A 24,508-nucleotide genomic window follows, 5' to 3' on the forward strand; every position below is an offset into this window, starting at 1 on the left:
AGTCTGAGTCATATTCATATGGTAAAGGATGATTTACTTGGCGAACAGGACTGGAAAGGCAATCTGGATATCCCTAACATTGTGATGATCGGGCTGGCAAAGGAGATTCCGCCAAAGGAAGAACAATATGAATTGCATCGATTGCTTGGAACGCTATTGTCACAGACAATGACGGCAGAACAAAAATTAAAGCTTATGAAACAGGAGTATAACATACCGGTAGACAGAAATGGTATAAAGGAAGAGGTGAGCGTTATGTGTAATCTGAGTGAAGGCGTAGAAGAGATGGGATATGCCAAGGGCGAAGCCGCTGGAATAGTCAAGGGTGAAGCACAAGGCAAGGTCATTGGAAGAACGGAAGAAAGAGCCGATATTATCCTGAAAATGCATAAGAAAGGCTACTCCTTAGAGCAGATCATGGATGTAACCGATATGAACGAAGCTGAAATTAAGGCAATTATAGGATAAAGACATAGGCAGAACAGGTAATATGTATATTTTAGTAGAAGGATAATGCTGCATTTGAAAAGATGGGTGTCAGGTATAAATAGAATTTTGTTTATTTGTACCTGGCACTTGTTTAGTTATCTGCTGCCTGCTTTATTCTCTGTTTTTCTTCCTTGCATTTAGACATAAAACGTGGCATTATCATAGTTGAGTTTTAAGGAGGATAAGAAAATGCAGTTATCAGATTTTTACTATGATCTGCCTCAGGAGTTGATCGCACAGGACCCACTCTTAAAGCGTGATAATTCGAGATTAATGGTTTTAAACAGAGAAGAAGGAACCATCGAACATAAACATTTTTATGATGTAATATCATATCTGAAAGAAGGCGACTGTCTGGTTATTAATGATACAAAGGTGATTCCTGCCAGACTGATCGGCGAGAAAGAAGGAACCGGGGCAGCTATCGAGGTACTGTTATTGAAGCGCTTGGATGACTGTACCTGGGAGACACTTGTAAAACCGGGAAAGAAAGCCAGAGTTGGTGCAAGGATCATCTTTGGTGGCGGTAAACTGGTTGGTGAAGTCATTGATATTGTGGAAGAAGGAAATCGTATCGTTCGGTTTGAATATGAGGGAATCTTTGAGGAGATTTTGGATGAACTTGGACAAATGCCGCTTCCGCCATATATCACACATAAACTGGAAGACAAGAACCGTTATCAGACGGTCTATGCAGAGCATGAAGGTTCTGCGGCAGCACCGACAGCCGGACTTCATTTTACAAAGGAGCTTCTAGAGGAGATCAAGACCAAAGGCATCAAGATCGCACATGTGACGCTTCATGTCGGACTTGGAACATTCCGTCCGGTAAAAGAAGATAACATTCTGGATCATCATATGCATTCGGAATTCTATGTGATCGATGAGAAAGCAGCAGAAACGATCAATGAGACAAAGAAAAATGGCGGTCGAATCATTGCAGTTGGAACGACCAGTACGAGAACGCTGGAAACAGTAGCCGATGAGAATGGTATGCTTCGTGCCTGTAGCGGTTGGACAGATATCTTCATTTATCCGGGTTATAAGTTCAAAGCCATCGATGGATTGATCACGAACTTCCATCTGCCGGAATCCACGTTGTTGATGCTGGTATCAGCTCTTTACAGCCGCGAGAAGATTCTCGAAGCTTATAAGGTAGCAGTGGAAGAACGCTATCGTTTCTTCTCCTTCGGCGATGCTATGTTGATTCTGTAAAATACCTTGCGCTCATCTGGTTGATATTTAGTTATGACCTGAGCTGCACATAAATACTGCCGGGATTGTTATATACAAAGACAAGTATATTTTCTATTCGGTTTGCACGCTGATTTGTCAGCAGTCGCCCAAACTCACCCTTATGGGTTCAGACATGGGCTTGATGCTGACAGCTAGTGCAAAACTCATAACGAAAATACAACTAATGTCTTGTGTATATAACAACCCGGCAATATTTTTATGCACAGCTTCAGGTCAAAATTAATTCGCCAATCAGATGAGTCACAATGTATTTTACAGAACTTCTGTATTGCAGCGATTTGAAACCGTCGGACGCTGGGATGAGTTATATCAAGATATTATATAAGGAAATTACAATAAAAATCCTGCTGCCCTGCTATGTACAAAAGACATAAGCGAAGTTTTCGTTATGAGGTTTGCACGAATTGTCAGCACCAAGCCCATGTTTGAACTTGCAAAGCTAAGAGATGCTGATAGTCAAATTGAATGAGCGAATTATTATTAAGCTGGAACAAAGAGAAGAAAATAAGAAAGCCCTGGCACTGTTATGAAACAAGCCTTGTCCGAGGCTGGTACTTAGGCTGCGTATTGTGCAGCCTTATGTACCACTGCACAAGGACTAGAACGGAAGTGTCTTGTGTAATAACAGTGCCAGGGCTTTTTTATTTATAAAAACCATATCCTGCTTAATAATGATTCGCTTATTCCTGTTTACTTCAATCCGGCGAGATCCTGATAGAAGGTCGGGTAGGAGATGTTTACGCAGTCGCTGCCAAGAATCTCTGTGTCGCCGTCGGCGTTAAGTCCGGCAATGGCAAAGCTCATGGCGATGCGGTGGTCGAGGTGGCTGTCGATGACAGCACCGTGAAGCGGCTTGCCGCCATGGATGATCATGCCATCATCAGTAGCAGTAATATCTGCGCCCATCGCAGAAAGATTCTGAACCATTACATCGATCCGGTTTGATTCCTTCACCTTCAGTTCCTGTGCATCTTTGATAACGGTTTGTCCCTTTGCAAAGCATGCCATGATGGCGATGATCGGAATCTCGTCGATCAGCTTCGGAATCAGGGAGCCTTCGATCACACAGCCTTTTAAATCTGAGGTCTGTACTGTGATGTCTGCAGCAGGTTCACCCGGCTGATCCAGTCGGTCGTAGGTGATCGTACCGCCCATCATTTTTACAACTTCTAATATTCCATCACGGGTATTGTTGATACCCACATTCTTGATCGTGATACAGGAATCCGGTGTGATAAGTCCGGCTGCGATAAAGTAAGCCGCCGAGGAGATGTCTCCCGGGATCATGATCTTCTGACCGTATAATTTATCCGCAGGTTTTACAATTGCGGTTGTGCCGGAGGTCTTGATATCGACACCGAAAGCATCAAACATCAGCTCCGTATGATTTCTGGATACATATGGTTCGGTTACACTGGTTTCGCCGGCGGCATACAGACCGGCAAGAAGAATACAAGATTTGACTTGTGCCGAAGCAACCGGTGAATCGTAGTGGATGCCATGTAATGGCTTTCCGGTGATCAGAAGCGGCGCACAGTCATTTCCATTTTCACTGACGATATCAGCGCCCATCAGAGAGAGCGGGGTCATGATTCGTTTCATTGGGCGGCGGCAGATCGATGCATCACCGATCACGCGGCTCTTGAAATTCTGTGCCGCAAGAATTCCGGACATCAGTCTGGTAGTTGTTCCGCTGTTGCCAACATCGAGAGTTTCTTTCGGAGCCTGCAAACCATGAAGCCCTTTACCGTGAATGATAACGGTATCCCCATTGTGGTCGATCGTTACACCCATTTCGCGGAAGCAGTTCATAGAAGAAATGCAGTCGGCACCGTTTAAGAATCCATGTACTTCGGTTATACCATCTGCCAGTGATCCAAGCATGATCGAACGGTGGGAGATGGATTTATCTCCGGGAATCGTAAGGGTTCCTTTTAATCCTGTTCTTTTGGAAAATATCATAATGTGTTACCTGTCTGGAAGCTATATCGTCCATTTCCTTTTTATGTAGTCTTATCTGTTATATAAACGGTATCCGGCATCTGCAAGAAGGTCAAATGCTTTCCGGCATGCATCCGTATCGTAGAAAGATAAACGTAGAACGCCTTCCTCGTCTTCACGATTATGGGAGATTCCGAAGTTCTTCAGATTGATGCCTGCATCAGCAAGCAGTACCGTAACCTTTGCCAGAGCGCCCGGTTCATCCGGGATATCGACAAAGAGTTCATACTGCATACGGATAACACCGCTTGTATTGTTCGGGATTGAATCTCGGTATTCTCTGGATGACTCAAAGAAAGCATTGATGTCCTTTGCGTCATTTCTTTCAATATCATAAATCATTTTATTTAGAAGCTCAATATATTCCTTCAATCCATTCACGATGTTCTTCGGATTGCTGAGGAGAATGTGCTCCCAAACCACCGGATTTGAGGATGCGATTCGTGTGATATCTTTAAAACCTCCGGCTGCCAGAGATTTAAAGATTCCGTCCGGAGAATCGGCATGCCGTACCAGATTGACCAGAGACGCTGCGATCACATGCGGTACATGGCTGATATAGGAAGTGATCTTATCATGCTCGTCCGGGGAATACCGGATCGGGATAGCACCCAGATCGCCGATAAATGTCATAAATTCCTCCACGCGGTCTGCCGGAGCATCCGGAGATGGAGTAATGAAATAATAAGCATTCTCAATCAGACGGTCGGTTGCTGCATCGTAGCCGGAGCGTTCCGATCCGACCATTGGATGACCACCGATGAAATGAGAACCAAGTTCCAGTTCCTTTACAGCATCGTAGATATCGGATTTGACACTGCCAACATCAGATAGGATACAGGAATCAGAGATCAGTGGTTTTAAAGTTTTCAGATATTCAATATTATAATGAACCGGCGCACACAGAAAGATATAATCACAGTCTGCGATGTCACTGATATTTGTTGTATAATGATCTAAGGTGCCATCCTCCTGCGCTTCTTTTAAGGTCGCAGTGTTGACATCATAGCCGATGATCGTATAGTTTGGGAAAATACGGTGAATAGATTTTGCCACCGATCCACCGATCAGACCAAGACCGATAAAACCAATTTTAAATGCATTCATAGCTGTTTCTCCTTTTTGAGATTTAACGCGTTAAAGCGTGTAACAACATTATATACACATAAAAACAAAATAGCAAGAAAAACTAAAAAGGTGTACAATGGAAAACAGAGTAAAAAGACAGGAGAACAGAGCATATGGAAAAAAGAAAAACAGAAGTTGACCGCACATCAGGAAAACCGGAACAGGAAGGTTTATTAAAATATATGTTAGAAAACGGAATGACCCAGTTCCATGTTGTAAAGCACGGAGAAGAATATCTGAAAGAACACGGATTTTCCGAGCTTAAGTTAGAGGATAAATGGAAGCTTCAGGCAGGAGCAGATTATTACGTCAGACCATACAGTTCTGTAATGATCGCATTTCATCTGCCAGAGCAGCTGCAGCATATCCGGATAGCAACCAGCCATACGGATTTTCCGATGCTGAAGTTAAAGCCGTCAGCCGATATGGAAAAAGGCGGATATCATATGTTGAATATAGAGACCTATGGCGGACTGTTAATGAAGACATGGTTTGACCGTCCACTGGGACTTGCCGGCAAGGTAGTGGTAAAAGGCAGTGATGCATTTCATCCGGAGGTACGATTATATGATTCGGAGAAGCCGGTTGCGATCATACCGAGTCTTGCACCGCATCTGAAACGAGGAGATGCAGAGACAAAATTAGATCCGCAGAAAGAACTGATCCCGGTATTTGGGCTTTGGAAGAAGGATGAACCGCATAGCTTTTTAGATGAGGTTGCAGAAATGCTTCAGATCGATAAGGCGGACATATTAGACTATGATCTGTATTTATATAATTGCGATTCCTGCCAAATGATCGGAGACAGTGGCGTATTTACATCACCGAGAATTGATAATGTATCTTCCGTTAGTGCTATTCTGGAATCTCTTACACAGACCGGCAATAAGTGGCAAGAAGAAAAAGGTAAGGAAACAGAAGCTGCATCGCCAGATGAAAGAATTTCGGAAGCAGATGGATCTGATACGAATCTCAGCATTGGAGTATTCTTCGATAACGAGGAGATCGGAAGTCTGTCCAAACAGGGAGCAGATTCCGGACTGCTTCGGATGATAACGGAACGTATCTTAAAAGACAGCGGAGAGGGACGCACCATACAGGAGCTGCTTCCGGAGATATTTTTGATCTCTCTTGATGTGGCACATGGAACACATCCGAATTATCAGGAGAAATCCGATCCGGTCAACCGGGTACTGCTTGGAAATGGGGTTGTCTTAAAGAGCAGCGCATCTCAGCGATATGTGACAGACAGCGAGGCTGCTGCAGTAATTCAGGTGCTCTGTGAGGATGTAGGAGTTCCGTTTCAGCGTACGGTCAATAAGACAGGAATGCCGGGTGGAACCACGCTCGGTCCGATCGTTTCATCCTATCTTCCGGCAAAGGCAGTCGATATGGGAATGCCGGTACTTGCTATGCATTCCGCATGTGAAATGGCACATTTGTCAGACTATGAGTCCATGAAGCGTCTGCTTGTCGCTTTTTGGTTGAAATAGAGCTGTATTTATGCGATAATAAACGGTAAGTATATAGAAATATGGACGGAGGTTACTTATGAAGAAGGTTTACAGAACACTACTTGTATGTATGATGATCATTCTTTCAGCATTTGTACTTGCAGCCTGTGGGAAAAAGGATGCAGGAAAAAAGACGACCACCGAGAGTTCAACAGAAGCTTCTGAAGATGTAGCATCCACAGAGGATACAACAGAAGCGACGACGGAAGCACAGGTGGATGAAGAAGGATTTACGATCGTAAATGACAAGGTGACAACGACTGATTATGTAAATGTCAGAACAGCGCCATCCACGGATGGAGATCCTGCAATGCAGCTTGCAGATGGTGTAGAACTTGACCGGATCGGGTATAACGATGAATGGAGCAAGGTATCGATCAAGGGTGAGACCTATTATGTTTATTCGGAATTTGTTAAGGCAGAAGGAGCAGCATCCAGTGGTGATGACAGCAGCACAGAAGAATCAACACAGGAGACAAGCAATGTTGGCGAAGGCAAGCTGATCTGTATTGATGCAGGTCATCAGGCAACGCCGAATACGGATACAGAGCCGGTAGGTCCCGGTGCGGAAGATAAGAAAGCAAAAGTCTCAGCTGGTAATACAGGTGTTACAACCGGTACAGAGGAATATGAACTGAATCTTGAGGTAGCGTTAAAGCTTCAGAGTGCATTAGAGGCAAGAGGCTATACTGTGAAGATGATCCGTACATCCAATGATGTCGATATCAGTAATGCGGCAAGAGCCGAACTTGCAAATAGTGACAATGCAGATGCATTTATAAGGATCCATGCCAATGGTTCCACAGATACAAATGCAAGTGGTGTCATGACGGTATGCCAGACAAAGGACAATCCATACAATGCAGATATCTATGATTCCTGTAAACGGTTGTCTGCCGATGTATTAAGCGGAATGGCAGCAGCAACAGGGGCAAACAGCGAGGGTGTCTGGGAGACAGATTCCATGAGTGGAATTAACTGGTGTAAGGTTCCGGTTACGATCGTTGAGATTGGTTATATGACGAATTCAGAAGAAGACCAGAAGCTTGTAACATCAGATTATCAGAACCTGCTTGCAAAGGGAATTGCAGATGGTATAGATGCATATTTTGCAGGTAAGTGATCTGTAACAGATAATGAGATGATTTATCGAATACATTGAGTGAGTTATACTTGCGATATATGTAAGAAGATACAAAAGATATTTATAAAAATACAGGAGGATATAACATGGAAGCATTAGAATGTATTAAGACAAGAAGGTCGGTAAGAAAATTCAAAGAGGATATCATTCCGGATGAAGTGATCCGTGAGTTGGTAGAACTCGCATCCTATTCACCATCCTGGAAGAATACACAGACGATCCGTTACATCAGTGTTTCTGATCCGGAGAAGATCAAGAAGATCGCAGAAGAAGGCGTGATGGGATTTGCATTAAATGAGAAGACAGTTTCCAGAGCACATCAGTTGATGGTTGTGACACAGAAGAACGGTATTTGTGGATATGAGAGAGATGGAAGCTTCAGTACAAGCAAAGGTGCCGGATGGGAGATGTTCGATGCCGGTATCGCAGCCCAGACATTCTGTCTTGCAGCACATGAGAAGGGAATCGGAACGGTTATCCTTGGAGTATTTGATGATAAGAAAGTTGGAGAGATCGTAGGTGTGCCGGAAGGACAGACAGTTGCCACTGTTATCGCAATGGGATATCCGGTATTTGCACCGGAGATGCCGCCAAGAAAATCAGTTGATGATCTATTAACGATCCAGTAAGAGCTATTTTATTCATTATATAATGAATACTGACAGAAGATAGATTTGGAAGAAACAAAAGTCTGTCGGAATAGCCAACAAAACGAATAGTGTCTCGAAAGAGAAAAAATATACTGCACTTTAGTATAGATGATATGGTCTGCTAAGGTGCAGTTTTGTTGTAGAAGGTGATTTTTTCATGGTTTTGACAAAAGCAGATACATTAGATTATTTGAAAAACAGAATAACAAAATCGAGAATAGAAGACCTTATGATCGTAACCGGGAAAATGTATGGTGAGAACCGGAAACAGATCCTTGCCGATATTCAATCACAGTTTAAGGGACAGACGATTGTTGTTCGAAGCTCCTGTTCCAATGAAGATTCCTCCGAGACATCAAATGCGGGTCATTATGACAGTATATTGGATGTCGATGCTGATGATCGCGATGCTGTATGTCATGCGGTTGAGACAGTATTTGATTCCTATAAAAAAGATCTGCCAGATATCAGGAATGAACAGGTGTTGATCCAGACGCAGACGAAATCTATCATCAGCAGCGGAGTTATCTTCTCCAGAGAGATCAAATCAGGAAGACTGTATTATGCAATCTCATATGATGAAGATTCGACCGATGCGGTAACCAGTGGAAGCGGAGGAAAGACGATCTATATTGCAAGGACAGCAGAGAGTTCATCTCTCCCGGAGCGCTGGGGTGTTCTGGTCACAGCCATGAGGGAATTAGAAGACATCTTTCCGGAGTATCCACTCGATGTGGAATTTGCAGTTGGAGCAGATCTGATAGTTACGATCTTTCAGGTGCGTCCGCTTGCGGCCTGTATTAAGAAGCTGGAAAATCCATCTGACTACAAAGAAGACAGAGCAAAGAATGATCGTATATTTGGAGAATTGATAAACAAGATAAAACAGCAGTATCAAAAACTCAGTGATCTGTTGTATGAGAAACAGGCAATCTTATCCGATATGGCATTCTGGAATCCGGCAGAGATCATAGGGGTAAATCCGCATCCGCTTGATTTCTCCCTTTACAGAGAGATCATAACGAAGGCTGCATGGAATCAAGGACTTACCACTATAGGATATCGTGTGGTGGACGGTGATCTGATGTACAGGGTCGGAAATAAACCATATATATCCTTGCGGAAGTCATTTCTGTGTCTGATGCCTGCGGATTTAGATGAGGACATGGTGAAAAAACTTTTGGCATTTTACGACCGGAAGATTTTATCGGATATAACAGCACATGATAAGATTGAATTTGAGGTAGTATTTTCCAATTATGATTTTACAACGGAGGATCGGTTACAGGAATTATTAGAGTATGGATTTACGAAGGGAGAGATTCAGGATCTGTCGGGCAGTCTGTTTCGTCTGACGGATCATGTAATCTGTAATTTCAGGCAGAATCGGATGCAGGATATCCGTTCATTAAATGGGCTGAAGGTGCATCGGGAGAATATCAGGAATAACTGGCTGATGGCAGCAAAAGATGTGAATACTTCCATCCGTTATTTTATAGAATTGATCGAGAGTATCAAACAGTATGGAACACCGAAATTTGCAAGACAGGCAAGACTTGCATTTATCTCAAAGGCTCTTTGCAGGTCGCTTAGTGCAAAGGGATATTTTACGAGCCGTGAGATTGATGACTTTATGATGTCAATCTACACAGTAGCATCGGAGTACGATTCGGATTTTCAGGATTTTGCAGAAGGACGGATTACCAGGGCAGCCTTTGATGAGAAATACGGGCATCTTCGTTCCGGCACTTACGATATCACCTGTGAGACGTATGCGGAACAGGATTTTGACAGCTCCAAGGCAAGTGAGACAGCAAAGAAGCAGAGACAGAGGATTGAGCGGTTAAAGCATACACCGCTTGATCCGGAGAAGGTAGAACAGGCACTTTCCGATATCGGCTTTGATGTTGATGCAAAGAAATTTGTGGAATTCTTAAAGGATTCCATGGAAGAACGGGAATATTTTAAATTTGAATTTACAAAATCCTTAAGTCTGGCGATCGATATTCTGATCAATATTGGAGAAATGTTGAATTTTTCAAAAGAAGATATGGCATATCTCACAGTAGATGATATAATTGCAGTGTATCATAAACCAGAAACGGAGATCCGAAGGATATGGGAACAGGTGATCACAGAGAACCGGAAAGCATATACAGATGCTTCTGACCTGATCCTGCCGGATGTGATCTGCAATAAGCAACAGTTGGAATATATCGAGATGGTAGAGGCTAGACCGAATTTTATTACCTCGGAGATCGTGACCGGAGCAGTTGTCGTATTGGAGGATGAGGAATCGAAGCGTGATGATGCCGGAGCGGTTGATGTTGCAGATAAGATCGTAGTGATCCCGAAAGCAGACCCCGGCTATGACTGGATCTTTGCAAAAGGAATCCGGGGCTTTATTACGAAGTATGGTGGTGTTGCATCCCATATGGCGATTCGATGTGCGGAATTCAATATTCCGGCGGCTATTGGATGTGGCGACGTTATTTATAATTATGTAACAGGACTTGACAAACTGACACTTGATTGTAAAAATGGAAAGATACTGAAGGAGGAATAGGCGTATGCTTCACGCACTGATAACACAACGCGAAGGTCAGAATATGTATGGAAAATCCACGGATGTTCTGGAAGCTGCCTATACGGAATTTTATGAAAGCATGGGAATAAGACTTCATCCGGTGTCGAATTTCACCAGAGATTTTGAAGCCTTATTTGAAGATCCGATTGACGTACTGATCGTAACGGGTGGCGGTACGCTTCACCCGAAATATTATGTAGAACCGCATAAGGCAGAGCTGCAGCCGCATCGGGATGCGATGGAGGAACGGCTCATTATGTACTGTGTGGAGAATGAGATACCGATCATCGGGGTATGCAGAGGTATGCAGCATCTGAATGCTCTTTTTGGAGGAAAGATCTCATATTCTGCACCGTTTGTAGTGCCAAGACCGCGAGGTGTTGACCATATGGCAAAAATCTGTAAATCGGATCGATATATAAAGATAAATAATTTTCACAGTGATTGTGTATATCTGGAAAACCTTTCAACAATGTTTTATCCGTTGGTTGTAGATGAAGAAAATGGATCGGTTGAGGCATTTGTGTCACCAACCATGAGTATTCTTGCGTTTCAGTGGCACCCGGAGCGGTATTTTGAAAGTGAAGAAGGAAGGCTTTTCAGCAGACATCTGATCCAGGATTTCTTAGGTATTCCAAGAGATGATAAGAAACCGGATCTGTAAATAAAATCCTATAAAGCCATAGTTGGAGGAAGTAATAGACATGGAAAAAGGAAAAGCAAAACAACTGCTTGATAAGATGCAGGTATTGATTGAGGACGGACAGAATGTTCCATTTGCAGCAGGAAAGGTTCTTGTAAATAAAGAAGAAATGCTGGAAATGATAGAAGATCTGAAAAAGACGATAGATATAGAATTAAAAGCGTATCATGAGATCACGGATAAGCGTGGCAAGATCATAAAGGATGCGAATAAAGAAGCCGAGGACATTATCGTAGAGGCAGAAGAATCTGCAAGCCGGATCCGAATGAGCAAGCCGAATCCGCTCTATGTCCAGAGGCAGGTAAAGGATCTGAACAAGAAAGATAAGATGGCACTTCGGACAGCAAATGAGATCTATGCGGCATCGATCATTTATACGAATGAGATGCTTATGGAGATCAATGAATCGGTACGTCAGGCATATAATATGATCAGCGAGGAAACCGACCGTGTGCTGGATTCCCTCAGACAGAAATCCGATGTCATTGAGCAGAATAAGCGAGAGCTGATGGATGGACTTCTGGATATGAAAAAGCAGGAACGGTATGCCGATATCTTAGAGATCAGCCAGCTCCTTGCAAATGAACTGTACTATGAGAAGAACCGGTTTGAGGAAGAAGAACAGAAGACGAAGAAGCAGGCAGAAGAAAATGAGATGGTTCAGTGGGAATTTGATTTTGAGGATAAGAAGGAAGATCCGATCAAGGTAAAACCATCCAGACAGCCGGTGAAGCTTCATGATGATATTTTGCATGATGAGGTTGTGGATTCAGCATTTGAGATTGCGAATGAATTAAAGGAAGAAAAGAAAAAGTCATTATTTGAGGATCGGACACCTGTGCCGTTAGAGGAATCAATTACGGATGCAGGGGTTGCAGGAAAGACAGCAGAAGGATCTTCTAAGAAGATTCCGGAGTTCCGGATCGGTGGAAACATCCATAAGAGCCTTGACGATGAACTTTAAAGCCACCTAAGAACAGAAGCGTGATACTTTACATTTAATTCATGATTCAGGCGTTGCGGAGCGTACGCCTGTTATGATATTATGGGTTTGTGAGCACGAAAAACAAGAAACCATAAAGTGTAAATATATACAGGAGGTAATTATTTATGGGGATTTTAAAAAGATTTAAAGACATTATGTCAGCAAACATCAACGCTATGCTTGATAAGGCAGAGGATCCGGAGAAGATGATCGACCAGTATCTCAGAGACTTACAGGAAGATCTTAGAAACGTAAAATCAGAGACAGCAACTGTTATGGCAGATGAGACCAGATGCAAACGTGCACTCGATGACTGCGATGCAGATATTGCCAAGATGCAGAACTATGCAGAGAAGGCACTCCTTGCAGGAAATGAAGCAGATGCCATGAAGTTCTTAGAGAAGAAGAACCAGTTAGCATCCAAGAGAACGTCTTTACAGCAGTCATATGATATGGCAGCCGGAAATGCAGCAAAGATGAAAGAGATGCATGATAAGCTGACAAAGGATATCATGGATCTGAACAACAGAAAGGACGCCATCAAGGCGAAGGTTCAGGTTGCAAAGACGCAGGAGAAGATGAATAAGATGATGGGAAGCGTAACGGATACAGCCGGAACGATCTCAGCATTTGACAGAATGGAAGCAAAGGCTGATGCGATGCTTGACAAGGCAAATGCAATGGCAGAATTAAATGCCAGCGGCAAGGATGAGACAGATGATCTGATGAGTAAATACGATGCAGAACCATCATCAGCAGTTTCAGATGAACTTGCAGCATTAAAGGCAAAGATGGGACTTTCATAGGAGGAAACAGATGGGATTATTTTCAAATCAGTTTGCCAATGTAGTTGAGTGGGAAGAATACAGAGATGACCTGCTCTTCTGGAAATGGACAAATCGAGAGATAAAGAAAGATTCCAGACTTATCATTAAACCGGGACAGGATGCGATTTTCCTGTATAACGGTGCGGTAGAAGGTATCTTCACAGAATCAGGAAGTTATACGATTGATTCGGATATCATTCCATTCCTTTCTACATTAAAGGGATTTAAGTTTGGTTTCAACTCAGGACTTCGTGCAGAGGTTCTGTTCATCAATACGAAAGAGTTTACCTGTAACTGGGGAACCAGTTCACCGATCCGTTTACAGGCACCGGGACTTCCGGGCGGACTTCCTGTACGGTCAAATGGTAAGTTTTCATTTAAGATTGATGATTACAATGTGTTGATCGAGAGAATCGCCGGGGTAAAGGCAATCTTTACAGTGGATGATGTCAGAGACCGTATTAAGGGAATCTTAGATGGACTGTTGATCAAATGGATCACAAAGGTCGGCGGTGACGTATTCAATCTGATGGCAAATGCAACGGATATTGCAAAGGGTATTTTAGAAGATCTGGATATGGAACTGATCAAGATCGGTCTGACCATGACAGATTTCAGAATCAGCGAATTTACATATCCTGAGAATATATCAAAACGTGCAGATCAGGCTGCTGAGTATACGATGCTTGGTGACATGGGACGGTTCCAGCAGGTGAAGATGGTAGATGCACTTGCAAATTCCAACGGAAAAGGTGGAACCAATATGGCAGATGTTGCCAGCGGTATGATGGGAATGCAGATGGGTATGATGATGGCAAATCAGATGACCGGTAATCTGCAGAACAACATGAACGGACAGATGAATCAGCAGGCAGCTCCAACCGGAAATGGTACGGCTCCTAAGTTCTGTCCGAACTGCGGAACCCCTACAAATGGAGCAAAGTTCTGTGGTAATTGCGGAACAAAGCTGATATAAAGGAGTACAAAAGCGATGGCTGGATTAAATGACATGCAGGATCTGGCATGCAGACATGTCGATGGACCGCTTCTGATATTGGCAGGTGCCGGATCAGGAAAGACCAGAGTAATCACCCACCGGGTAGCGTATCTGATGGATGAGATCGGAGTGAATCCATATAATATCCTTGCGATAACATTTACAAATAAAGCCGCAGCCGAAATGAGAGACAGAGTAAATAACATTGTTGGAGAGGGTGCTGAACGAGTATGGGTCAGCACCTTTCATTCGTTATGTGTACGGATTCTGCGACGGTTTTCAGACAGGCTCGGTTATGCAACAAATTTTAATATCTATGATTCGGATGACCAGAAATCTGCGGTCAAGAATATTCTGAAGGAATTGAAGATCGATCCGAAGAAGTATCCGGAGAAGATGTTCCTGGCGGAGATATCAAATGCAAAGGAACGGTATATTTCACCGGATCAGTATGCGAAGATGAATGCGACAGATTTTGTGAAGACACAGACGGCAACCGTATATTCCGAGTATATGAAGCGACTCCGTAAATTCAATGCATTTGATTTTGATGATCTGATCTACAAGGTGGTTGAGCTTTTTGAACATAATCCGGATGTACTGGAATTATATCAGGACAGATTTCGTTATATTATGGTGGATGAGTATCAGGATACAAACCACATACAGTTTCTGATGGTGAAGCAGCTTGCTTCCAAATACAGAAACCTTTGTGTCGTTGGTGATGATGACCAGTCAATCTACAAATTCCGTGGTGCCAATATTACGAATATTTTGAATTTTGAAAAGGAATATCCGGATGCGAAGGTCGTGAAGCTGGAACAGAATTATCGTTCCTGTGGAAATATTCTGGCGGCTGCAAATGCGGTGATCAAGCATAACGAAGGAAGAAAGGATAAAGCCCTCTGGACAGATCAGGGAGATGGCGAGAAGCTTGTATTTAATCAGAGTGAGGATGAATACATGGAGGCGGATCGTGTCGTAAATGAGATCATCCGTCTGACAGCAAATGGTGCACAGTATAAAGACATTGCTTTACTATATCGTACGAATGCACAGTCTCGTATCCTTGGTGAGAAGCTGGTTATGCGAGGAATACCACATCGGGTCTACGGTGGTCAGAATTTCTATGAACGAAAAGAAATTAAAGATATAATGGCATATCTGAAGGTTGTAAATAACTCTACAGACGATACCTATCTCAGACGAATCATCAATGTACCAAAGCGTGGAATCGGTGATGCTACCGTTGATAAGGTGGCCGCATTTGCCGCTGCAAATGATATGACACTGATGGAAGCCATGCAGATCATAGAGCAAGTTCCGGGATTACAGCGTTCGGTTGCAAAAATTTCCAGCTTTGTGGAATTGATCGATGGATTTCGGGGGATAATAGAGGAGCAGGAACCACTCAGTACATTATTTGACCGTATTCTGGAGGATACCGGATATGAAGATGAACTGATCGCGGAGCATACGGATGAATCGATGGCGAGACTTGAGAATATCGATGAGTTAAGAAACCGTGTGGTTCAGTTTGAAACCGATTATGAGGAAGCGACACTGGCAGATTTTCTGGAGGATATCGCGCTGGTTTCGGAGACCGATAAAATGTCCGATGATGATAATATGGTTAAATTAATGACGATCCATGGTTCAAAGGGACTGGAGTTCCCATATGTATTCTTATGTGGCATGGAAGAGCGAATCTTCCCAAGTGCGATGGCGATCAATTCGGATGATGAAGATGCGCTGGAAGAAGAACGCAGACTTTGCTATGTAGGAATTACAAGAGCGATGAAGAAGCTGTATCTGTCCTGTGCAAGAAACCGTATGCTGCATGGAAGTAGAAACTGCAATGACATCTCCAGATTTATTAAAGAGATTCCGCCGCTGCTGTTCCAGGATTCCGGTGATATTACAAGGCATGTAAAACGGATGGAAGAACGGCAGTTTGCAGACACCGGATATACCGGAAATAGGTATGGTAGCAGCGGACAGTCAGGATATGGAAAAGGCTCATATCATGGAAAATCGTCGCAAACAGGTTCCGGATATTCTTCATCGAATCCATACAGCAGCTACAGTAAGGCAAAGAAAGAGCCGATCAGTATAACACCATCGACCAAACCATCATTTGGCAAAGAATTTACCGTGAACCGGGAACTGGTTCTCGACTATGGAGAAGGTGATCGGGTGCGTCATATGAAATTTGGAAATGGAACTGTAACGCAGCTTGTAAAGGGCGGCAGAGATTATGAGGTGACGGTAGATTTCGATCGTGGCGGTACAAGAAAAATGTTTGCTTCCTTTGCAAAATTAAAGCGTCTGGAAGAATAAAGAAATTATAATAATTCCAAGATAATATAGAAATAGAAAAAAGAGTATGCTATAATGACGGCATACAGAAACTAAATGAAAGGGTGGTAGTTTATAATGAAAAATAATGATGTAATCTTAGTAAAAAGCGAACCAACAGAAGAAAAGGCAAAAGGTGTTGTATTTGTGATCCTTGCGATCATCGGTGCAGTAGCAGCGATCGCAGGTATTGCATATGCAGTATATTCATACCTGACACCTGATTTTCTTGATGATTTTGATGATGATTTTGATGATGATTTTGATGACGACTTCTTCGATGATGACGATGATGACGAGGAAGAAGCACCGGCAGAGCAGCCTGCCGAGACAGCAGAAGCACCGGCAGCAGAGCCTGTAGCAGACGCTGAATAATCAAAAATTTGAGCTGAATCAAAGTGAGTAAAATAACCGGATTAGTTTTTTGAATTATAAAGAGCTAATTCGGTTATTTTTATCTAAAAAGATATATGAAAAGTATTCATTTATAGTTAGTGGAAATTTTGTGGAAAAGGGAGAAACAGAGCGGAAGCGTCTTGCGAAATAAAGGTACATGTGCTTCGATGCCAAATCTTACTTCTTATTTTTGTTTTATAACTGACAAGACACATGTAAAGTGGTGTAAAATACTATATTGTCATATGCAACAGAACGTGGTATACTAAGGCAACGCTTTTTTATAATAAGAAGAAACAAATAAATACAGTTGGAGAAACAATATGAAGACAGATATTTTAATTGTTGGAAGTGGATGCGCAGGTTTATATGCTGCATTGAATCTCCCCAGTGATAAACAGATAACGATCATAACAAAGGATATCGTAGAACACAGTGATTCCTTCCTGGCACAGGGTGGCATGTGTATGCTGAAATCAGAAGATGACTATGACAGTTATTTTGAAGACACCATGAAGGCGGGACATTATGAGAATAATCCAAAGAGTGTAGAAGTCATGATACGTTCATCGGTCGATGTTGTAAACGATCTCGTAAAGTATGGAGCGGATTTCCATCGGGAGCCGGATGGCAGTTTCAGCTATACAAAGGAAGGAGCACATAGTCATCACCGTATCATTTTTCATGAGGATGTAACAGGAAAAGAGATCACAAGTGCCCTGCTCCGCAATGTAGAGAAGCTTTCGAATGTGACGATCTACGAACATGTAACCATGGTGGATATCCTGTGTAAGGATAATTGCTGTTACGGTGTGGTGGCAAGGGATGCGGAGAATAAGATTTTCCCGATCATGGCCAACTATACCATGCTTGCTTGTGGGGGAATTGGTGGTATTTACAGACATTCGACTAATTTCAGACACCTGACCGGAGATGCCGTTGCGATCGCATTAAAGCATGGGATTGAGACAGAGCATGTGAACTATGTCCAGATTCATCCGACAACCTTATATAGCAAAGAGCCGGAGGACAGGAGTTTTCTGATCTCGGAATCGGTTCGTGGCGAGGGGGCGCTGCTCTATAACAAGAATCATGAGCGGTTTGTAAATGAACTTCTTCCGAGAGATCTGCTGACAATTGAGATTCGCAAACAGATGGAGAAGGACGGGACAGATTATGTCTGGGAAGATATGACTGTGATTGATAGAAAAGAATTAGAAGAACATTTCCCGAATATCGTTGAGCATTGCAAAGAAATGGGATATGATGTGTATACAGAATGCATACCGGTTGTGCCGGCACAGCATTATTTCATGGGCGGTATCAAGGTGGATTTGTCCAGTAAGACATCGATGGATCAGTTGTATGCGATCGGAGAGACTGCATGTAACGGAGTTCACGGCAAGAATCGTCTGGCAAGCAATTCGCTTCTTGAGAGCCTGGTATTTGCCAAGCGGGCAGCAAAGGAAATGACTGAGCAGTTCGACCGTACAAAGATGGAAGACATCTCTTACAGGGAAGACGATTATACGGATAAGAAGAAGCTGGCAGCAGAATATAAGGCACTGCTTAAGGCTGAGATTGCAAGGGAAAACGAAAAAGACCTGCACAGACAGGAAGCATAGAAAAATCATTCAGGAGGATATTATGTACGATCAGATTACTTTAAAATTAAATGTAGACCCTTTTATTCTTGGAGCATTAAAAGAAGATATTACAAGTGAGGATGTATCAACAAATTCCGTTATGCCGGAGACATGCATGGGAAAGGTAGAGTTGATCTGCAAGCAGGATGGAATCATCTGTGGTTTACAGGTGTTTAAGAGAGTGTTTGAACTATTAGATGATACAACCGTGACAGAATTCTATTGCAAGGATGGCGATGAGGTAAAGGCAGGACAGTTGATGGGAGTTGTAACCGGGGATATCCGTGTATTGTTATCGGGAGAACGGACAGCACTGAATTATCTGCAGAGGATGAGCGGTATTGCTACATATACACATAAGGTTGCAGGACTTCTTGCGGGAAGCAGGATCCAGTTGCTTGATACCAGAAAGACGACACCGAATAATCGTATTTTTGAAAAATATGCAGTTCGTGTTGGTGGTGGACATAATCACAGATACAATCTTTCGGATGGAGTCCTTCTGAAGGATAACCATATAGGTGCAGCCGGCGGAGTGAAAGAGGCAATCCGTATGGCAAAGGAATATGCACCGTTTGTCAGAAAGATCGAAGTCGAGGTTGAGAATCTGGATATGGTAAAGGAGGCTGTTGAAGCCGGAGCAGATATTATCATGCTGGATAATATGTCAGATGAAATGTTAAAAGAAGCAATCGGTATCATTGATGGCAAGGCAGAGATCGAGGTATCAGGTAATGTAACAGCAGAAAATATCGAGCGATTGAAGAACCTTGGTGTTGATTATATATCAAGTGGAGCACTGACACATTCCGCTCCGATCATGGATATTTCTCTGAAAAATCTTCATAGAATCTAACTGAATATTGTAACAAAATTTCTGGTGCCTTTGGGTGCAGGGAAGGTTTACATGAAAAATAGAATGGGCTAATGGATGATAAGATTGGGAGGAAGAACATGACAGGAGTTGAAAGACGGGAAAAACTGTTGTCGATGCTTGCGAAGAGTAAAGAGCCGATCGCGGGGGCGGAGATGGCAAAGAGGCTCAGTGTGAGCAGGCAGGTGATCGTACAGGATATTGCCCTGCTTCGTGCGGCTGACAATAATATTGTTTCAACAAACCGGGGATATGTGTTATTAAAGCCGGGAAAATGTGAACGAATATTCAAGGTGCGTCATACTGCGGAAGAGATAGAGAAAGAATTACAGATCATCGTAGATAATGGCGGCAGGATTCTGGATGTATTTGTATATCATAAGATTTATGGAGTTGTAAAAGCTCCGATGAACATAAAAACCAGAAAAGATATTTATGAATATGTAAAGACCTTGAGCAGTGGAAAATCATCGCCGCTTCTTAAGATAACCGACAATTACCATTATCACACGGTACAGGCAGATTCAGAAGATATCCTGGATAATATTCAGAAGGATCTGGAGGAATGTGGTTTTCTTGCGAAACTGCTGGATTTCGAACCGGTTGATTTTTGGGAAAAAAGTGAATGACATAGGATGACGAGGGGAAGAAATTAATAAGTCAATATTGTGCAACAAATTTATAAAAATAATGTAAGAAAAACGAATGGAAAGATAATATAATAACATTATCAGGTATAATAAATTATATACCAAATAAAAAGGAAAAGAGGGAATGAGAATGATAAAAAAATACACATATGGTAATCCGTTTTTTACAGAATCGGTTGTTGCGTCATTTGAGGCATCGGAAGGTATGCCTGAAGTTGGAACAGTAAATCTGGATGATGGCTTTTCATTTCTTTATGATATGAAAGCAGAGGATGCAGTATATGGACTTGGTGAAGCAAATCGTGGAATCAACAAAAGAGGATATAAATATATAAGCAATAATACAGATATTCCGAATCATCATGAGGATGTTTATTCTTTATATGCATCTCATAATTTTGTTGTTATATCCGGCGAGAGAACATTTGGATTGTACATAGATTATCCGTCTTCGCTGGTATTTGATATCGGATATACTAAGATGGATGAACTTCATATTTTCTGCGATAAAGCAGATTTGGATCTTTATGTGATCACAGGCGAAAGTATATATGATATTGTAAAACAATTCAGACAAATGATAGGAAAAAGTTATATTGCTCCAAAGTTTGCTTTCGGTTTTGGACAGAGCCGTTGGGGTTATAAGACACCGGAAGATTTTGCTTATGTTGTGAAGAAATACAGGGAGAATCATATTCCAATCGACATGGTATACATGGATATCGATTATATGGATCATTATAAAGACTTTACGATAAATGAAGCATTTGGTGATTTTTCTGAATATGTAGAAGAGTTGAAAAAAGAAAATATACGCTTGATCCCGATTATTGATGCGGGAGTGAAGATTGAAGAAGGATATGATGTGTATGAAGAAGGCGTAGCAAACAATTATTTCTGTAAAAGAGAGGACGGAAGTGATTTTGTTGCAGCTGTATGGCCGGGATACACACATTTTCCGGATGTATTGAATCCGGAAGCGAGAAAATGGTTTGGCGGGAAATATAAGCTTCTTACAGATGCAGGAATTGAAGGCTTCTGGAATGATATGAACGAACCAGCAATTTTTTATACACCGGAAGGCGTTTGTGAAGTAAAAGAGGCAATGCGGGAATTTATTGATAAAGAAGAATCCGTGGATGATGTCTGGGGAATTCGGGATATGGTAGCAGATCTGGCTAATAATGCCAAAGACTATGCTTCGATGTATCATAATATGAATGGAAAGATGGTGCGTCATGATCAGGTACATAACCTTTTCGGTTATAATATGACGCGGGCAGCAGGTGAAGCACTTCGGGAAATCTGTCCGGAGAAAAGATGCCTGTTGTTTTCCAGATCATCTTATATCGGAATGCATCGTTATGGTGGTATCTGGACTGGAGATAATAAATCCTGGTGGTCCCATATCCTATTGAATCTGAAAATGCTTCCATCATTAAATATGTGTGGTTTCTTATATACAGGAGCAGATCTGGGCGGATTTGGCTGTAATACGACCAGAGATCTTTTGCTCAGATGGCTCGCACTTGGTGTATTTACACCGCTGATGCGTAATCATGCATGCCTTGGCACAAGAGAGCAGGAGTGCTATCAGTTTGAGCAGATTGAAGATTTCAGACATATCATAGGTGTTCGTTATCGGTTGCTTCCATATATTTACAGTGAATATATGAAGGCTGCTTTAAATGATGAAATGATGTTCAAACCGCTTGCATTTGAATATCCGGAAGATCGTATGGCGGTAAATGTAGAAGACCAGCTTATGCTTGGTAATGAGATCATGATCGCACCGGTATATACACAGAATGCAATCGGAAGATATGTTTATCTGCCGGAGGATATGATGCTTGTCCGTTTCAAGGCTGAGGGTGATATTGAACAGACCGAGATGAAAAAAGGACATCATTTTGTAGAAGTGCCGTTGAATGAAGTGATTTTATTTATTCGGAAAGGAAAATGCATTCCTCTTGCTGACTTTGCCGAGTGCGTTGCGGATATTGATACGAAGAAGCTACAGTTACTTGGGTATGCGGGAAGCAGTTATCAGTTGTATGATGATGATGGATTTACAAGAGAGTATAATATGGAGATGTCCTGTGTAATTTTGAATAATTAGTAACAGAATATCAGATAAAAGAAAAAGGCAATCGATTATGATTGCCTTTTTTGATGCGGATAACAGGAGTTGAACCTGCACGTCTGTTGACACTAGAACCTAAATCTAGCGCGTCTGCCAATTCCGCCATATCCGCAGAGTTTCTTCTATATATAATAGAATAAAAGAATAGAAGAGTAGATATAAAAAAATCAGATATAAAATTATATCTGAAATTTTAATGAGCCATCGGGGACTCGAACCCCGGACAACTTGATTAAAAGTCAAGTGCTCTACCGCCTGAGCTAATGGCCCATATAAATTAAGTTTTTGACTGGGCTAGCTGGATTCGAACCAGCGAATGCAGGAGTCAAAGTCCTGTGCCTTACCGCTTGGCGATAACCCAAAAGCATCGCTTAATATGCGATAAAGAAAAGGGTGGATAGAGGGACTCGAACCCTCGGCCTCCAGAGCCACAATCTGGCGCGCTAGCCAACTGCGCCATACCCACCATATAAGTGAAACATCCATATGGAACAGCAGTAGTGCCACAGAATGAAACAAATAAATGTGCCCGAAGGGATTCGAACCCCCGACCCACGGCTTAGAAGGCCGTTGCTCTATCCAGCTGAGCTACGGACACATTTTAAATTCCCGCTATAAATATTAGCGAAAATAAAGAGCGGGTGATGGGAATCGAACCCACGTATCTAGCTTGGAAGGCTAGTGTTCTACCATTGAACTACACCCGCATGATTGCTTAACAGTGTTTAGATTTATGATTATCTAAGTCGGGGTGACAGGATTCGAACCTGCGACCTCTTGATCCCAAATCAAGCGCTCTAGCCAAGCTGAGCCACACCCCGGAACAAAGTGTTTGTCGTTTTTTTATGTTCGTCATATCTCTGACGCAAGACATATTATACATAAACACCCCTTTGATGTCAACAATAAATTTTATTTTTTTTTGCATTTTTTTTGGCAAAGCGGATTTCCTTAGGTTTTAAGCCACTTTCCAGTATTTATTTTTTTGAATATTATATATGGACTGATGATAATCTCATACATTTTAGCATGAATTTAAAGTTTTCGAGATCTGGCAGGTATGTATCTGTTGCATATAGATCTTTTAAAAAAATCGGATAAAAATTGAATCGGGTAACAAGCTGTGCTATAGTAAGGGCTGCGACAGTTTAATTAAGAAAAGAGAGAATGGAATGAGTGATTTTTTATTTAGTATAAATGCGACAGTGCCGATCTTTCTGGTGATTCTGTTGGGGTGGTTTCTGAAACGGATTGGGCTGATCAATGATGAATTTGCAAATATAGCAAATAAATATGTGTTTAAGGTATCCCTTCCGGTGCTTTTGTTTCGGGATATCGCAACAACCTCGGTATTAAAAGACGTAAATATGAAATTTGTGGCGTTTTGTTTCTTCGGAACTTTTATTATGTTTGCATGTGCATGGTGCTTTGCAAAGATATATTGCCGGGATAAGACGATGGTCGGAGCGTTTGCGCAGGCATCGGCAAGAGGAAGCGCGGCGGTGCTTGGAATTGCCTTTGTAGAAAATATCTGTGGAAGCTCAGGGATGGCTCCGCTTATGATCGTTGCGGCGGTACCATTGTTCAATATCCTGTCCGTTATTATGCTGACCTTTGGGGGCAGAGATAATATCCATGGTGCAGACGGAATCAAAACGGCATGCATTAATATTTTAAAGAATCCGATCATAATCGGCATCGTGCTCGGAGTTCCGTTTTCATTATTGAATATTCCGATTCCTGCGATACCGATGAAGACGATCAATTATATCGCACAGACGGCGACTCCGATCGCATTGATCGCCATAGGAGCAGGTTTTAATACAAAAGCAGCACTGGAGAAAATGAAGCCTGCGGTTACAGCAGCTCTTATGAAGCTAGTCATATTTCCTTTGATCTATATGCCGATTGCGGTTAAGCTTGGGTTTGCACCGAGTGAATTGGCAGCAATCCTGATCATGACAGGCTCACCGTCCACGGTAACCTGTTATATCATGGCTAAGAATATGAATAATGATGAAGTCCTGTCATCAAATACGATCGTGCTGACAACCCTGTTTTCATCGGTCACGATAACGGTATGGGTATATGTCCTTCGCGTTATGGGATGTATATGACACAAGTAATAATAAAAATCCTTGAATAAACAGAAATGGGAT

At 42.3% G+C, this 24,508-nt stretch carries 18 protein-coding genes, 7 tRNA genes and 1 pseudogene; 17 read left to right on the plus strand and 9 right to left on the minus strand.

Translation table 11 applies throughout. The features are described from left to right. Window positions 1-468, plus strand: a pseudogene (locus DWW85_RS12090) (hypothetical protein); the annotation flags it as partial. A gap of 210 nt (window positions 469-678) precedes the next feature. Continuing rightward, a complete protein-coding gene (queA, locus tag DWW85_RS12095) occupies window positions 679-1,704 on the plus strand; it encodes a tRNA preQ1(34) S-adenosylmethionine ribosyltransferase-isomerase QueA (protein WP_117808785.1) in 1,026 nt (341 codons plus the stop codon). Between the two features lie 732 nt (window positions 1,705-2,436). Here the strand turns inward: queA and aroA are convergent. After that, window positions 2,437-3,708 carry a 3-phosphoshikimate 1-carboxyvinyltransferase gene (gene aroA / locus DWW85_RS12100; protein WP_117808786.1) on the minus strand — a complete coding sequence of 424 codons (1,272 nt, stop codon included), beginning with the start codon at window positions 3,706-3,708 and terminating at the stop codon, window positions 2,437-2,439. 51 nt (window positions 3,709-3,759) lie between these two features. Continuing rightward, a complete protein-coding gene (locus DWW85_RS12105) occupies window positions 3,760-4,854 on the minus strand; it encodes a prephenate dehydrogenase (RefSeq protein ID WP_117808787.1) in 1,095 nt (364 codons plus the stop codon). A gap of 134 nt (window positions 4,855-4,988) precedes the next feature. Here DWW85_RS12105 and DWW85_RS12110 point away from each other — a divergent pair, with 134 nt between their 5' ends. From DWW85_RS12110 to DWW85_RS12175, 14 genes are all read left to right on the plus strand, one after another. Next, window positions 4,989-6,368 (plus strand): M18 family aminopeptidase, encoded by a 1,380-nt coding sequence (locus DWW85_RS12110; protein ID WP_117808788.1) that lies wholly within the window; start codon window positions 4,989-4,991, stop codon window positions 6,366-6,368. A 58-nt stretch (window positions 6,369-6,426) separates the two neighbouring features. Then, window positions 6,427-7,512, plus strand: a complete 1,086-nt coding sequence (locus tag DWW85_RS12115) for an N-acetylmuramoyl-L-alanine amidase (RefSeq protein WP_117808789.1) — start codon at window positions 6,427-6,429, stop codon at window positions 7,510-7,512. 107 nt (window positions 7,513-7,619) lie between these two features. Beyond that, window positions 7,620-8,162: a nitroreductase family protein gene (locus DWW85_RS12120; protein ID WP_008401292.1), complete on the plus strand. Its 543-nt coding sequence runs from the start codon at window positions 7,620-7,622 to the stop codon at window positions 8,160-8,162. 178 nt (window positions 8,163-8,340) lie between these two features. Beyond that, window positions 8,341-10,749 carry a PEP-utilizing enzyme gene (locus tag DWW85_RS12125; protein ID WP_117808790.1) on the plus strand — a complete coding sequence of 803 codons (2,409 nt, stop codon included), beginning with the start codon at window positions 8,341-8,343 and terminating at the stop codon, window positions 10,747-10,749. 4 nt (window positions 10,750-10,753) lie between these two features. After that, window positions 10,754-11,434 (plus strand): gamma-glutamyl-gamma-aminobutyrate hydrolase family protein, encoded by a 681-nt coding sequence (locus DWW85_RS12130; RefSeq protein WP_117808791.1) that lies wholly within the window; start codon window positions 10,754-10,756, stop codon window positions 11,432-11,434. Between the two features lie 40 nt (window positions 11,435-11,474). Further along, window positions 11,475-12,437 carry a hypothetical protein gene (locus DWW85_RS12135; RefSeq protein WP_117808792.1) on the plus strand — a complete coding sequence of 321 codons (963 nt, stop codon included), beginning with the start codon at window positions 11,475-11,477 and terminating at the stop codon, window positions 12,435-12,437. A 146-nt stretch (window positions 12,438-12,583) separates the two neighbouring features. After that, window positions 12,584-13,264, plus strand: coding sequence for a PspA/IM30 family protein (locus DWW85_RS12140; RefSeq protein ID WP_117808793.1), 681 nt, complete (start codon window positions 12,584-12,586; stop codon window positions 13,262-13,264). A 10-nt stretch (window positions 13,265-13,274) separates the two neighbouring features. After that, the gene (locus DWW85_RS12145; protein ID WP_117785144.1) at window positions 13,275-14,261 is read left to right on the plus strand and encodes an SPFH domain-containing protein; all 987 of its coding nucleotides are present in this window, start codon (window positions 13,275-13,277) and stop codon (window positions 14,259-14,261) included. Between the two features lie 15 nt (window positions 14,262-14,276). Beyond that, complete coding sequence (locus tag DWW85_RS12150) at window positions 14,277-16,622, plus strand: UvrD-helicase domain-containing protein (RefSeq protein WP_117808794.1); 2,346 nt, start codon at window positions 14,277-14,279, stop codon at window positions 16,620-16,622. Between the two features lie 96 nt (window positions 16,623-16,718). Beyond that, a complete protein-coding gene (locus tag DWW85_RS12155) occupies window positions 16,719-17,015 on the plus strand; it encodes a hypothetical protein (protein WP_021943996.1) in 297 nt (98 codons plus the stop codon). Window positions 17,016-17,359: 344 nt separating this feature from the next. Continuing rightward, the gene (locus DWW85_RS12160; RefSeq protein WP_117808795.1) at window positions 17,360-18,661 is read left to right on the plus strand and encodes an L-aspartate oxidase; all 1,302 of its coding nucleotides are present in this window, start codon (window positions 17,360-17,362) and stop codon (window positions 18,659-18,661) included. A 22-nt stretch (window positions 18,662-18,683) separates the two neighbouring features. Beyond that, a complete protein-coding gene (gene nadC / locus DWW85_RS12165; protein WP_117808796.1) occupies window positions 18,684-19,538 on the plus strand; it encodes a carboxylating nicotinate-nucleotide diphosphorylase in 855 nt (284 codons plus the stop codon). Window positions 19,539-19,636: 98 nt separating this feature from the next. Next, complete coding sequence (locus tag DWW85_RS12170) at window positions 19,637-20,185, plus strand: transcription repressor NadR (RefSeq protein WP_044945249.1); 549 nt, start codon at window positions 19,637-19,639, stop codon at window positions 20,183-20,185. A 151-nt stretch (window positions 20,186-20,336) separates the two neighbouring features. Next, entirely contained in the window at window positions 20,337-22,325 is a 1,989-nt protein-coding gene (locus DWW85_RS12175; RefSeq protein ID WP_117808797.1) for a TIM-barrel domain-containing protein, read from the plus strand. Between the two features lie 54 nt (window positions 22,326-22,379). Here DWW85_RS12175 and DWW85_RS12180 read toward each other — a convergent pair. The 7 genes from DWW85_RS12180 to DWW85_RS12210 all read right to left on the minus strand — a co-directional run bounded on the left by DWW85_RS12180 (window position 22,380) and on the right by DWW85_RS12210 (window position 23,170). Beyond that, window positions 22,380-22,461 (minus strand) — tRNA-Leu (locus tag DWW85_RS12180). An 85-nt stretch (window positions 22,462-22,546) separates the two neighbouring features. Then, window positions 22,547-22,619: transfer RNA gene (locus tag DWW85_RS12185), tRNA-Lys, on the minus strand. 19 nt (window positions 22,620-22,638) lie between these two features. Next, window positions 22,639-22,710: transfer RNA gene (locus DWW85_RS12190), tRNA-Gln, on the minus strand. A 31-nt stretch (window positions 22,711-22,741) separates the two neighbouring features. Further along, window positions 22,742-22,815: transfer RNA gene (locus DWW85_RS12195), tRNA-His, on the minus strand. Window positions 22,816-22,873: 58 nt separating this feature from the next. Continuing rightward, a tRNA-Arg gene (locus DWW85_RS12200) sits at window positions 22,874-22,947 on the minus strand. 38 nt (window positions 22,948-22,985) lie between these two features. Next, window positions 22,986-23,056: transfer RNA gene (locus tag DWW85_RS12205), tRNA-Gly, on the minus strand. 39 nt (window positions 23,057-23,095) lie between these two features. Further along, a tRNA-Pro gene (locus DWW85_RS12210) sits at window positions 23,096-23,170 on the minus strand. A 351-nt stretch (window positions 23,171-23,521) separates the two neighbouring features. On the opposite strand from DWW85_RS12210, the gene DWW85_RS12215 reads away from it, so the two are divergent. Next, the gene (locus DWW85_RS12215; RefSeq protein WP_117808798.1) at window positions 23,522-24,466 is read left to right on the plus strand and encodes an AEC family transporter; all 945 of its coding nucleotides are present in this window, start codon (window positions 23,522-23,524) and stop codon (window positions 24,464-24,466) included. The last annotated feature ends 42 nt before the right edge of the window (window positions 24,467-24,508 follow it).

Source organism: Clostridium sp. AF17-21AC (genome assembly GCF_003461365.1).
Taxonomy (GTDB): domain Bacteria; phylum Bacillota; class Clostridia; order Lachnospirales; family Lachnospiraceae; genus Coprococcus; species Coprococcus ammoniilyticus.

Excerpts from the sequence above, each read along its gene's own strand:
- queA (WP_117808785.1), top strand. The coding sequence starts at position 679 with ATGCAGTTATCAGATTTTTACTATGATCTGCCTCAGGAGTTGATCGCA.
- aroA (WP_117808786.1), bottom strand. The coding sequence starts at position 3,708 with ATGATATTTTCCAAAAGAACAGGATTAAAAGGAACCCTTACGATTCCC.
- DWW85_RS12105 (WP_117808787.1), bottom strand. The coding sequence starts at position 4,854 with ATGAATGCATTTAAAATTGGTTTTATCGGTCTTGGTCTGATCGGTGGA.
- DWW85_RS12110 (WP_117808788.1), top strand. The coding sequence starts at position 4,989 with ATGGAAAAAAGAAAAACAGAAGTTGACCGCACATCAGGAAAACCGGAA.
- DWW85_RS12115 (WP_117808789.1), top strand. The coding sequence starts at position 6,427 with ATGAAGAAGGTTTACAGAACACTACTTGTATGTATGATGATCATTCTT.
- DWW85_RS12120 (WP_008401292.1), top strand. The coding sequence starts at position 7,620 with ATGGAAGCATTAGAATGTATTAAGACAAGAAGGTCGGTAAGAAAATTC.
- DWW85_RS12125 (WP_117808790.1), top strand. The coding sequence starts at position 8,341 with ATGGTTTTGACAAAAGCAGATACATTAGATTATTTGAAAAACAGAATA.
- DWW85_RS12130 (WP_117808791.1), top strand. The coding sequence starts at position 10,754 with ATGCTTCACGCACTGATAACACAACGCGAAGGTCAGAATATGTATGGA.
- DWW85_RS12135 (WP_117808792.1), top strand. The coding sequence starts at position 11,475 with ATGGAAAAAGGAAAAGCAAAACAACTGCTTGATAAGATGCAGGTATTG.
- DWW85_RS12140 (WP_117808793.1), top strand. The coding sequence starts at position 12,584 with ATGGGGATTTTAAAAAGATTTAAAGACATTATGTCAGCAAACATCAAC.
- DWW85_RS12145 (WP_117785144.1), top strand. The coding sequence starts at position 13,275 with ATGGGATTATTTTCAAATCAGTTTGCCAATGTAGTTGAGTGGGAAGAA.
- DWW85_RS12150 (WP_117808794.1), top strand. The coding sequence starts at position 14,277 with ATGGCTGGATTAAATGACATGCAGGATCTGGCATGCAGACATGTCGAT.
- DWW85_RS12155 (WP_021943996.1), top strand. The coding sequence starts at position 16,719 with ATGAAAAATAATGATGTAATCTTAGTAAAAAGCGAACCAACAGAAGAA.
- DWW85_RS12160 (WP_117808795.1), top strand. The coding sequence starts at position 17,360 with ATGAAGACAGATATTTTAATTGTTGGAAGTGGATGCGCAGGTTTATAT.
- nadC (WP_117808796.1), top strand. The coding sequence starts at position 18,684 with ATGTACGATCAGATTACTTTAAAATTAAATGTAGACCCTTTTATTCTT.
- DWW85_RS12170 (WP_044945249.1), top strand. The coding sequence starts at position 19,637 with ATGACAGGAGTTGAAAGACGGGAAAAACTGTTGTCGATGCTTGCGAAG.
- DWW85_RS12175 (WP_117808797.1), top strand. The coding sequence starts at position 20,337 with ATGATAAAAAAATACACATATGGTAATCCGTTTTTTACAGAATCGGTT.
- DWW85_RS12215 (WP_117808798.1), top strand. The coding sequence starts at position 23,522 with ATGAGTGATTTTTTATTTAGTATAAATGCGACAGTGCCGATCTTTCTG.